This is a genomic window from Undibacterium pigrum (genome assembly GCF_003201815.1).
GTDB classification, from domain to species: Bacteria; Pseudomonadota; Gammaproteobacteria; order Burkholderiales; family Burkholderiaceae_D; genus Undibacterium; species Undibacterium pigrum.
Window position 1 is genome coordinate 19,230 of sequence record NZ_QJKB01000009.1, and the last position, 12,292, is coordinate 31,521.

The 12,292-nt window shown below is 50.7% G+C and carries 8 protein-coding genes; 2 read left to right on the plus strand and 6 right to left on the minus strand.

Features of this window, described 5'->3' with window-relative positions:
* Nucleotides 1–163 precede the first annotated feature (163 nt).
* From ilvD to pepN, 3 genes are all read right to left on the minus strand, one after another.
* Complete coding sequence (gene ilvD / locus DFR42_RS21710; RefSeq protein WP_110257149.1) at nt 164–2,041, minus strand: dihydroxy-acid dehydratase; 1,878 nt, start codon at nt 2,039–2,041, stop codon at nt 164–166.
* Nucleotides 2,042–2,347: 306 nt separating this feature from the next.
* A complete protein-coding gene (locus DFR42_RS21715; protein WP_110257150.1) occupies nt 2,348–3,349 on the minus strand; it encodes a class 1 fructose-bisphosphatase in 1,002 nt (333 codons plus the stop codon).
* 43 nt (nt 3,350–3,392) lie between these two features.
* Complete coding sequence (gene pepN / locus DFR42_RS21720; RefSeq protein WP_110257151.1) at nt 3,393–6,071, minus strand: aminopeptidase N; 2,679 nt, start codon at nt 6,069–6,071, stop codon at nt 3,393–3,395.
* Nucleotides 6,072–6,429: 358 nt separating this feature from the next.
* On the opposite strand from pepN, the gene DFR42_RS21725 reads away from it, so the two are divergent.
* Nucleotides 6,430–7,065 carry a DUF4136 domain-containing protein gene (locus DFR42_RS21725; protein ID WP_110257152.1) on the plus strand — a complete coding sequence of 212 codons (636 nt, stop codon included), beginning with the start codon at nt 6,430–6,432 and terminating at the stop codon, nt 7,063–7,065.
* Between the two features lie 58 nt (nt 7,066–7,123).
* Here the strand turns inward: DFR42_RS21725 and DFR42_RS21730 are convergent, their stop codons facing one another.
* The 3 genes from DFR42_RS21730 to DFR42_RS21745 all read right to left on the minus strand — a co-directional run bounded on the left by DFR42_RS21730 (nt 7,124) and on the right by DFR42_RS21745 (nt 11,601).
* Nucleotides 7,124–9,358: a DUF1631 family protein gene (locus DFR42_RS21730; RefSeq protein WP_110257153.1), complete on the minus strand. Its 2,235-nt coding sequence runs from the start codon at nt 9,356–9,358 to the stop codon at nt 7,124–7,126.
* A gap of 328 nt (nt 9,359–9,686) precedes the next feature.
* Nucleotides 9,687–10,661 (minus strand): quinone oxidoreductase family protein, encoded by a 975-nt coding sequence (locus tag DFR42_RS21740; RefSeq protein WP_110257155.1) that lies wholly within the window; start codon nt 10,659–10,661, stop codon nt 9,687–9,689.
* Between the two features lie 28 nt (nt 10,662–10,689).
* The gene (locus tag DFR42_RS21745; protein ID WP_110257156.1) at nt 10,690–11,601 is read right to left on the minus strand and encodes a DMT family transporter; all 912 of its coding nucleotides are present in this window, start codon (nt 11,599–11,601) and stop codon (nt 10,690–10,692) included.
* A gap of 485 nt (nt 11,602–12,086) precedes the next feature.
* Here DFR42_RS21745 and DFR42_RS29305 point away from each other — a divergent pair, with 485 nt between their 5' ends.
* Nucleotides 12,087–12,257 (plus strand): hypothetical protein, encoded by a 171-nt coding sequence (locus DFR42_RS29305; RefSeq protein ID WP_170133626.1) that lies wholly within the window; start codon nt 12,087–12,089, stop codon nt 12,255–12,257.
* The last annotated feature ends 35 nt before the right edge of the window (nt 12,258–12,292 follow it).

Here is a 12,292-nt window from a genome sequence, read left to right on the forward strand (position 1 = left end):
TTTATTCTTGATCAAAGCTAATCCATGCTATATAGGGTCTGCATCCTCAAAAGCAAGTAGCTGGCGGAGTAGAGGGTTTCCACAATAAAAAAGAGCACCCGTACTTGCAAGGTGCTCTCTTCCTCATGGCTTCGCAAGCAGACCAGCTACCTGCGCCAGATTCTTATCTGCGCTGCAACTGCGTAATATCCCTGACCGCGCCACGGTCAGCCGATGTTGCCAAAGCCGCATAAGCCTGCAAGGCTTGTGAGACATAACGCTCACGGTCCACTGGCTGCCAGGCTTGCGGGCCGCGTGCTTCCATTGCTGCCCTGCGCTGCGCCAGGTCGCCGTCGCTGACTTTGAGATTGATGCTACGGGCCGGGATATCGATTTCTATGATATCGCCCTCTTCCACCAAACCAATAGTCCCACCTTCGGCAGCTTCTGGCGATGCATGACCGATCACCAGGCCGGAAGAACCACCAGAGAAACGGCCATCCGTGAACAAGGCGCAGGCTTTGCCCAGGCCCTTGGATTTGATATAGGAAGTTGGATACAGCATTTCCTGCATGCCGGGGCCACCTTTAGGACCTTCGTAACGGATGATGACGACATCGCCTTCATGTACGGTATCACCAAGGATGGCCTCAACCGCAGAATCCTGGCTTTCAAACACGCGGGCCTTGCCGGTGAATTTCAAGATACTTTCATCGACACCAGCGGTTTTGACGATACAGCCTTTCTCTGCCAGATTACCGTACAAGACCGCCAGGCCACCATCTTGCGAATAGGCATGCGCCTTGTCGCGTATGCAGCCTGCTTCACGGTCAGTATCAAGACTGTCAAAACGCTTGTCCTGTGAGAATGCAGTCTGGGTAGGCACGCCACCTGGTGCAGCGCTGAACAATTTGCGTACCGAGGCATTGTCTGTCACGGCGATATCGTTTTGTGCAATCGCATCAGCCATGGTCGGGCTATGTACGGTCGGGCGTGCAGTATCGAGCAGACCAGCACGGGCAAGTTCACCCAGGATAGAGATAATGCCGCCAGCACGATGTACATCTTCGATATGGTATTTATCGGTCATCGGTGCAACCTTGCACAGACAAGGTACTTTGCGTGAGATGCGGTCGATATCAGCCATCTTGAAATCCACACCCGCTTCATGTGCAGCAGCCAGCAAATGCAAGACAGTGTTGGTAGAGCCACCCATGGATACATCGAGTGCCATGGCGTTTTCAAAGGTTGCCTTGTTGGCGATGGAGCGTGGCAGTATGGAATAATCATCTTGCTCATAATGGCGCTTGGCCAGCTCAACCACCAGACGGCCAGCGCGCAGGAATAATTCCTTGCGATCTGCATGCGTCGCCAAAATCGTGCCATTGCCTGGCAAGGACAGACCCAGTGCTTCAGTCAGGCAGTTCATGGAGTTTGCCGTGAACATGCCAGAACATGAACCACAGGTAGGACAGGCAGAACGTTCTATGCGGCCTATCTCTTCATCCGACACACTACTGTCACCGGCCTTGATCATGGCATCGACCAGATCAATCTTCACTATTCTTTGTTCACCAGTCTGTTTGGGATGTAAAGTCTCCAGCACCTTGCCTGCTTCCATAGGGCCGCCAGAAACGAACACGACAGGGATATTCAAACGCATGGCTGCCATCAGCATGCCAGGTGTGATCTTGTCGCAGTTGGAGATACAGACCATGGCATCAGCACAGTGGGCATTGACCATGTATTCAACAGAGTCAGCAATCAGTTCGCGCGAAGGCAGTGAGTACAACATGCCGCCATGGCCCATGGCGATACCGTCATCCACGGCTATCGTATTGAATTCTTTGGCCACACCACCAGCCGCCTCAATCTCACGCGCCACCATCTGGCCCAGGTCTTTCAGATGCACATGACCGGGCACAAACTGAGTGAATGAATTGACGACAGCAACGATAGGCTTATCGAAATCACCATCTTTCATGCCAGTCGCACGCCACAGGGCGCGGGCACCGGCCATATTGCGGCCATGGGTGGTGGTACGGGAACGGTATGCGGGCATGTCTGACTCCAGGCTGGCGATAAAATGAAAATGTTATATCAGCATGCGCTTAGGGTTTCGATATGTCAAATATGGAATTTATTGAGAATTAGGTCGTTTTAAGTATTAAACCAAAAAGATCACCACAGAGACACCGAGACACAGAGAAAGGCAAGAGAAAACCTGAGCGTCTTTTTAAGATTTGATTTTCTCAGTGTTTACTCTGCGTCTCGGTGTCTCTGTGTTGAGAGGTCTATATCCAAAACACTAACAACCAATAAAAAAACGCGAAGCATCAAACTTCGCGTTTTAAGAATCATGACCCCATCATTCCTGATGGTATTGCGTCACTCTTTCCACTTCGTTTTTTGAACCGAGGAAAACCGCCACGCGCTGGTGCAGTTTTTCTGGCTGGATATCCAGCATACGGCGCTTGCCGTCAGTCGATGCGCCGCCAGCCTGTTCGACGATAAAGGACATGGGGTTGGCTTCGTACATCAGGCGCAGTTTGCCAGCCTTGTCTGGTTCGCGCTTGTCTGCCGGGTACATGAAGATGCCACCGCGGTTCAGGATGCGGTGTACGTCAGCGACCATGGAGGCGATCCAGCGCATATTGAATTCTTTACCGCGTGGGCCAGTGCCACCGGCCAGCATTTCGTCCACATAGCGTGTGACTGGCGGGTACCAGTGGCGGGTATTCGATGCGTTGATGGCAAACTCTTTGGTGTCTGCCGGGATTTGCATATTGCGCTGTGTCAGTACCCATGAACCCATTTCACGGTCGAGGGTGAAGCAATTAACGCCATTGCCTGTCGTCAGCACCAGCACTGTTTGCGGGCCATATACGGCATAGCCAGCGGCGACCTGCTTGCTGCCTGGTTGCAGAAAATCCTGCTCGGTTGGCTTGCCCATGCCGTCTGGTGCTTTCAATACCGAGAAAATGGTACCGATGGAGACATTGACGTCGATATTGCTGGAACCATCGAGTGGATCAAACAAGAGCATGTATTCGCCCTGCGGATAGCGGTTCGGTATCGGATGTATGCTTTCCATTTCTTCCGATGCCATGGCCGCCAGGTGGCCGCCCCATTCATTGGCTTCGAGCAGGATTTCATTCGACAGGATGTCGAGTTTCTTTTGCACTTCGCCCTGAATGTTTTCGCTACCGGCTGTGCCCAGCACTTCACCTAATGCGCCCTTGCCTACTGCATGGCTGATGGTCTTGCAGGCGCGTGCGACGACTTCGATAAGCAGGCGCAGTTCTGCCGGTATCGAATTATTCAGGCGCTGCTCTTCGACCAGATACTGGGTCAGGCTTACACGTTTCATGTTGATCTCTCGATTTTTTCAGTAATTCTTGTAAATTATTTGCTTAAGACGCAAGTGCCTTGCTGACTACTTCAAGCACGTCTTTCGACAGCTTCTTGGTATCTGCTACTTTTTGCAGTGCCGCCTTCATATGCGCTTGCAGGCTTTCTGGATATTTTTTCCAGCGATCCATACTGCGTGCCAGGCGAGCTGCGACTTGTGGATTGAGCTTGTTAAGTGCAATGACCAGCTCTGCCCACAAGGCATAACCACTGCCATCAGCCGCATGGAAGCGGGATGGATTGGCATTGCAGAAAGCAAAGGTCAAACTGCGTGCGCGGTTAGGATTGTTCAGCGTGAAGGCAGGATGCGTCATCAACTCACGCACCTTGGCAACATCGGTGGTACGTGCAGTTGCCTGCAACATGAACCATTTGTCGATGACCAGAGCTTCTTTCTTGAAGTCTTTATAAAAGGCTTTCAAGGATTTGGCTGCCGATTTGGCTTGCTTGTCATTGCCACTGAAGTTAGTCAGTGCTGTCAATGCCGCCAGACGGTCTGTCATGTTTTCTGCTTCATCGAACTGGGTTTTCGCCAGCTCAAAAGTGGATTCATCCGACCATTCGAGCAGATAAGACAGAGCCAGGTTTTTCAAACCACGCTTGGCCATGGATTGTGCATCCGGGCTGTATTTGCCTGGAGTCAGATGAGCTTCATAAGCACTCAGCAAATCAGCGCGCAGATGTTCTGTGATGGTGGCGCGGGCAAACTGGCGTGCGGTATGGATGGCTTGTGGGTCAACGACCTTGAATTCTTCTGCAATCATGGCTTCTGATGGCAGTGTCAACACCAATTCACGGAAAGCCGGGTCAAGGCTGGCATCGTTCAGGGTAGCGCGCAGGGCTTCGATGAACATGCTATCCAGGCTGAGTTCTTCACCTTGCTGTACAGCCGTCGTCAGTTTGACAAGGCGGCGCGTGGCCAGGCGCTGGCCAGCTTCCCAGCGGTTGAATGGGTCACTGTCATTTGCCAGCAAGAGGCCCAGTTCTTCATCGCTGTAGTCGATTTCCAGCACGACTGGTGCAGAGAAATTGCGCAACAGGGACGGTACTGGTTTGCTGCTAACACCGGTAAATACAAAAGTCTGGCTGGCTTCTGTCAGTTCCAGTACCAGACTGGTCGCACCAGCCTGTGCTTCGTACGCTGCGCTATGCAAAGGAATATCTTTGCCATCTGCACCCAGCAAGCCCATGGCAACCGGGATGTGGAAAGGCAGTTTTTCTGCCTGGCCTGGTGTAGCCGGGCAAGACTGGCTGAGGGTGATGGAGTAAGTCTGCGCTTCTGCATCATAGGTCGCATCCACCTTCACGCGTGGCGTACCAGCCTGGCTGTACCAGCGTTCAAACTGGGTCAAGTCACGCCCACTGGAATCTGCCATGGCAGCGCGGAAGTCATCGCATTCAACAGCCTGGCCATCATGACGCTCGAAATACAGATCCATACCTTTGCGGAAGCCATCATGACCCAGCAAGGTGTAATACATGCGCACGACTTCTGAACCTTTTTCATAAATCGTGACGGTGTAGAAGTTATTGATTTCTACAAAAGAATCAGGACGTACAGGATGCGCCATAGGGCCTGCATCTTCAGAGAACTGAACCTGGCGCAACAGGCGTACATCTTCTATGCGTTTAACGGCGCGGCCTGTGGCTGTGCCTACCAGGTCGGCAGAGAATTCCTGGTCACGGAATACTGTCAGGCCCTCTTTCAGCGACAACTGAAACCAGTCGCGGCAAGTGACGCGGTTACCTGTCCAGTTATGGAAGTATTCATGACCTACGACAGATTCTATGCCGGCATAGTCAACGTCAGTAGCGATAGATGGATTTGCCAGCACGAACTTGGTATTAAAAATATTCAAGCCCTTGTTTTCCATCGCGCCCATATTGAAGTCGCCAGTGGCAACGATCATGAAGCGGTCAAGGTCCAGCTCCAGGCCAAAGCGCTCTTCATCCCAGCGTATGCTGTTTTTGAGGGAATCCATGGCATGCTGGGTTTTATCCAGATTGCCGTCTTCTACCCAAACCTGCAGCAAGACTTTGCGGCCAGATTTCAACTTATAGTCTTCTTCCTGGCAAACCAACTTGCCCGCCACCAGGGCGAACAGGTAAGAAGGCTTTTTGAACGGGTCTTCCCATTTGGCAAAATGGCGTCCATCGCCGAGATCACCTTCTTCAATCAAATTGCCATTGCTCAACAACACAGGGAATTTTTTCTTGTCGGCACGCAGCATGACGGTGTATTTCGCCATGACGTCAGGGCGGTCAGGGAACCAGGTGATCTTGCGGAAACCTTCTGCCTCGCACTGGGTAATGAAGTTACCGTTGGATGCATACAGGCCGGACAAAGAAGTATTCTTGAGCGGATTGATCAGTGTTTCAATTTCCAGCGTGACTTCGTCAGGCGCATTGGCTATGCGCAGGGTCTCGCCTTCTATCTTGTAGGCAGACTTTTTGAGATTCACGCCATTCATGCGCAGTTGCAGCAATTTCAGGGATTCGCCAAACAAGACCAGGTCTTTTTCGCTGCTGTCATGGTTGCGGCGCATGGTCATGCGGGTAGCTACATGGGTGGCGCTCAGTTCAAGGTCGAAACCCATTTCTACTGTGTCTACCCAAAACCCCGGGGCTATATAGTCTTTACGGAAAATTGTCTCTGGTTTGCTGGCAGTATCGTTACGCATGGATGGAGTATCTCGCGAAAATAAGTTGAATAACAAAGTCTTATGAACCCTGCAAAGACCGCCATTTTACCAAGCTGTGTCATTACAGGTATAAAAGTCGCCTGAATAGACCCCAATTTGCGCAGAAAGTTTGGTGAAATTGTGAAATTTATGCTCACAAATACTGACTAAGCTGAGCAAATCAAAGAATATCTTTAAGCTGCCGCTTACCCACTCAGAATTTGGCAGTTCATCTGCTACACATACAGGCACACAGACGGTCACAAAATCGATACAACACGTTACAGTAAGAGCAACAACATTGCGAAATCAGGCATATCATATAAGTATCACGAACACATGCGTCAAGGAGTAGAACATGAAAAAACTAGCCCTTTTTTTTAGCCTGGCTTGCAGCCTGCTGTTGAGCGGTTGCGCAACGACATTCAGCAGTCAGGTCAGCGTATTCCATGAATGGCCAGCCGCCAATCAGGATAAATCCTATATTTTTGAGCGCGCACCGGGTCAGGAAAACAATCCGGAACATAAGCTATATGAAGACATGCTGCGCGGCCGTCTGCAAAACCTGGGCTTCAAGGAAGTCGTGGCAGGGACAACGCCAGTATTGAAAGTTGAATTGCAGTATGCAACGACCTTGCGGGAAGTCCAGTATTCACCATTCTGGCAGCCTGGCATTTATGACCCCTATTGGGGTTTGCACTTCAGCCGCGGTATTTATCGCCGTCATTACATTTACTACTCGCCGTTTTGGGGCTTGCCAGCTTACCCCAGAGGCTGGTCAGATATCAATATGCGCAGCACTTTTTTGCATCAGTTGCAAATCCGTATTACTGAATTGAATGGGAATAAAAAACTGGCTGACATCAAAGCCAGTTCCGAACAGTTTAATCCTGAGATTTCACTCTATGTGCCCTACCTGATGGATAGTGCCTTGAAAGACTTTCCTGGCAAGAATGGCAGTACCAGCAAGGTTGAATTTACTATCAACAATTGATAAGTAAACACGACGACAGGCGCTGAGCCTGTCGTCTTGAATGACGTGAATGATGGACTTATGCCGCCGGAGGATCACGCAGTGCTTCTACCAGTGCGCGGTCGACCACCGATTCTGCGACTATCTGTATCGCTCTGCCCTCCCGGAACTGAGCAATCAATTCGTCGCTGGATACAGAAAAAGCATCATGCCCCTGGCGATTGGTGAAGATATAGCGGGTACGCTTGGGGCTGACCCAGGCCAGTTTGAAACGGGTAGTGACGCCGCTGGACATCTTGGTAAAGTCAACCCAGATACCACGTTCCATAGTTTCTATGACGCGAGCCCACTCATCTACCGGTTGCTCTATCTGATCCTGCACATGGCGGTTCAGACGTTTTTCACTGGCGCGCTGTGCGATATTGACGGCAATTTCCAGTTGGCGGCGCGGTGAAAACTCCAGTGGTGCGCGGGCAATCGCTGCGTGGCGCTCAGCCAGTTTGGAAAAGAAGATAACGCGTTCTGGCTCATCCCACTTGATGGCATTGAGCCAGGCATTCAGCAGCGACAACATGGCTGGCAGTTTGCTGACCAGTTCCTTGCGTTCTTCTGCACTGTTCTTGGGTTTCAGGCTCCAGATCAGGTCATCCATCGTCCGCAGGGCATTTTCCAGGGCGTTGGGTTTTTCTTCCTTGACGTTATGCGATATCGTCAAGATCCTGATCCATTGTTCCTTGAGGAAAGTCTCCAGGAAACCTGCAACCTCACCTGTTTCTACCCTGATGGCGACATCGTTTTCTGCGAATTCGCGCGCCAGGCGCATTTTCTCTTGCTTGAGTGCAACAGCAACAGGCTCGCTAATGGCGACTTCGGTTTGCTGTTCTTCTTCTTTGAGGAAGGCTTCCAGGTCAGCAACAACGTCAGAGAACAATTCTATCTGCTGATCAAAATCCTGTTGCACCCGTTCAACGATACCTTCTATCATTTGATAGAGCGGGTCTTCTGACGAGGTATCACTGTTGAGCAAGACGCTGGATTTTGCCAGGGTATCGATCAGTACCCGCGCTGGATGGGTTTCCTTGAAAAAGAAATCCTTGTCCAGCAAAGCCACTTTGAGCGTTGGTATCTGTAACTGACTGATGAGGTTCTTGATATCGGCGGGTATGCTTTGGTCATTGAACACATAATCAAAGATGCGCGCCAGCAGTTCTATAGTGCTTTGATCTATATGCGTCAGGCCACCGGCATTGGGTTGCTGCGACAATTGACGCAAATGCGCCGTATCCATGGGCATGGGATTGGCGGTGAAATCTCTCTGCACACTGGTCAGATAATCAAAGAACTGCCGGTCTATGGTGACCATGTCAGGTGCATTGCCACTAAAGCCCTGGCCGCCAGCATCCTGACCGCCGGTGAAGGGAATACCCCCACCCATAGGCTGACCACCGCCGCCACCGCCACTGCCACCGCCACCGCCACCGCCACCGCCACCGCCACCGCCAGTAACAGTATTGCCGAACGACCCGGGCGGCGCATTACCCGAGAAAATATTACGCAGCTTGTTTTCCAGATAAGGATCGCGATCGCTAATATCTTCAGAGCCAGAGATCATATTCTTTTTCTGTTTATTACGATAACCGTCATTAAGTTCGGGCAAGATGCCGCGCTCAACCATCGCCTGATTCAATTCTCGGTAAATTGCACCCAGTTGCAGGAATAATTCCGGTTGCAGCAAACGCAGTATCAGGTGATGTGTTTCGGGATTGGGTTCCAGCTCCATCCACGCCTGATGGACGGCTTTGACAAATAATTCCGGTCGAAAAGGGTTTTGTGAAACGCTGATTGGACTGCGGCGCAATACATGGCCTATGCGCATATTGAGCGCAACCAGTTGCTCAGCATTATTGACTTCCAGCGACTGACTCAAATTACGGCTGAGCACCTTGCTTTCCATCTCTTCAAAACTGACGAGAGAAAAATCCTGCTTGCCTTCGTCCGTCCTTGCACGCTTGCGGGTATTGACAACACTGACTTCTTTGGCAAGCGCAGCATTGACCTGCCCGGCAACCAGGCGATAAAAAGTCGTACCATTGCGTTTTAATTGCTGGTAAGCCGCAAAGCTGCTGGCGACCTCCTCCGGTCTGACGGTCTGGTCAGACAATTTGAACAAAGCCTCAGTAAGACGCCCCGCAAATGCCTCAATTTGCGAGGACACCAGATTAGTGGCAATGGGCACCAGACTTTGCAGTATCAATAAACGGCTAGAGCTGGAAAACTCACTGGTCTTGGCAGTATTTAGTGGAATGGTATCCATCGCTCTTTTTTATTATAGTCAGGTTATCAACGAAACTTGGTTTGCACTGTTTGGTTTCAAAAGCTTGCATTTTGCCAAGCCGGACAGGCTTGCGCAATGCCAGCATCAGCAAGAACAGTGCAGTAAAACAACAAAGCTGCAAAATAGCTGCCGCCCGTATTCAAGCGCTCTTAATTAGTATAGTAAGCCTCCGAGCCTACTGTAATAGCAACGATCAGCATGACTGCAAAAATAAGTACCAGAAGCAGGCGCCCAAATTTGGGGCTCCCGCTCTCTTTATCCTCAGCTTGTTTCGTTGGTGGTGTTACTTGCGTCATATTTTCTTGCTTTAAGGAATTAGTATGCTGGAGCCAGTGGTCTTGCGGGCCTCCAGCTCATGGTGGGCTCGCGCTACCTCACTCAGGGAATAGCGCTGGCGTATGTCTATTTTAACTTTGCCACTCTCTACCATTGAAAATAAGTGTGCCGCCATTTGCTCCAGATCATCACGTTTAGCCGCATAACTCATCAAACTTGGCCGTGTGATGAACAATGAACCGCGTGAAGCGAGCTCCCCCAGGCCGAATTCAGGCACTGGCCCGGATGCATTGCCAAAGCTGACCATCATGCCCAAAGGAGCAAGACAATCCAGCGATGGAATGAAGGTATCTTTGCCGATGGAATCATAAACGACAGGCACCCCTTTTCCATCCGTAATTTCACGAACTCGCTGAACAAAATTTTCCGTGTTGTAATTGATGACATGGGCGCAACCATGGGCTTTGGCCAACTCGGCTTTCTCATCCGAGCCTACAGTACCTATCATGGTGACGCCTATGGCACGTGCCCACTGGCAGGCAATCAGGCCGACACCACCAGCGGCTGCATGGAATAATATGGTTTCGCCACCCTGCAAGGGAAAGGTGCGATGAAACAGGTATTGCACCGTCAGCCCCTGCAGCATCATGGCGGCGGCAGTCTCAAAACTGATGCTATCAGGCAAGCGCACCAGATTGTCTGCAGGCATGATACGGGCTTCTGCATAGGCACCGTTTGGCCGCCCGGCATAGGCTACACGGTCACCCACCTGCACGTATTTGACGTCTGGACCAACTGCCTCAACAATGCCAGCACCTTCCATGCCCAATCCACCCGGCAAGGCTTGCGGGTATAAACCAGTACGAAAATACACATCGATAAAGTTCAGGCCACAAGCCTTCTGGCGTACCAGAACTTCACCCGGGCCCGGCGCACCCAACTCCACATCGACATATTCCATCACTTCCGGACCGCCAGTCTGCTGTATACGAATTGCCTTGACCATTTACCCCTCCTGAATAAGTTTTCTGTGTTTAGGTTTTTTTCCTGGACAGCAAATACATGCCGCCCATGACCAATACTGTCCCGGCTAACTGCCAGCTAGTGATGGGTTCGCCAATGAAGTAGGCCCCGAGGAACAAAGTCGATACCGGGCCTATCATGCCAGCCTGCGAAGCAGTAGCGGCACCTATGCGTTTGACAGCAATCATGGTCATGAACACTGGCAATACCGTACACATCACGGCATTCACTACAGACAATGAATATACAGCAAGCGGCTGCACCAGCATGCTGGCCGGGCGCAAAATAAAAAACTGGCCTATGCAGGCGGCACTGGAAACACACATCGCATACGACACCAGGCGCAAAGAACCCAGCCTTTGCACCAGTTGGCCCGACTGTATCAGGTAAATGGCATAAGAAATCGCCGCTCCCAGCACCAGCGCTGACCCCAGCATGACATACTCGCCACCCAGTTTAAGGTCGTGGAAAAATACCAGGACGATGCCCAGGTAAGACACCAGTAAAGCTGTCCATTCCAGCTTGCTGACCGCGCGTTTCAAAAAGAAGGCTGATATCAGCAAGACAAAGGAAGGAGTCAGGAACAGAATCAGGCGTTCAAGGCCAGCACTAATATATTGCAAGCCAAGGAAATCAAGGAAAGACGACAGGTAATAGCCAACCAGGCCCAAAGCAACCAGCCTCCAGCGGTCAGCCTTGCTCAGGCTACCGGACTTATGCATTTGCCAGATGGCAATCGCCGCAAAAATAGGCAGCGAAAAAGCCATGCGAAAACAGATCAGGGTGACTGCATCGACGTTGTAGCGATAAATCAGTTTGGCAACGATGGCCTTGGTAGAAAAAAGTATGGCACCAACCAGGGCGATAGCAAGCCCTGTCAGGTAGTGGCGACGGGCAAGTATTCTTGATTGTTCTGTAGGCATAAATATATAGAACTCATTTCACAAATATAGATGAGATGCGTTTGTCTCATAACGTGGGCTGGTAAGTCGAACACGGCAGTCAATAGCGGTGTTGTTGACAACAATCTCATTCACTTCTGTGCGCGCTATGAGACAAACCCTTCGGGAACTGACGATTTGGGCGCATTGCTGTGTTGTGCCCCTCGCTAAGGCAAGAGCCTTAGCAGCGGACCACGCCTTGCACTGCATCCCAAATCGCCTTGTTCGCACTCATCCCTATTTATGCAATGAGTTCTAAAAGAGAGCCTGACTGTTACATGGCCTAAAACCTTAATTTCACACATAAATTACCCGGAGGAAAGCAAATAACTTTCATAGGGGAAATAACTAACAATTTTTCACATGGAATTTTACATTTGCTTGCCAAATTTGACTTTGTATAACTATTAATTAACACATTGTTCATTACACTTAATTGCATGAACAACATTGCAGGAGAAAACCAAATGTACACGCCCCGCTTACAATATGCAGATCAGCCGGTACTCCGCCCTAAACGTGCGATGACCGACATGCCGCAAAGGCAAACAAAGAAAGTATCTCCAAAGCAAAACGATAGTTCCCTGAACAGCATCTTCAGGCGTCTTGCCAATAGCAATAGCCAGGATCAGGAATAATCTTCCCGCTCAGCAGATACGGGCAAATACTGCTG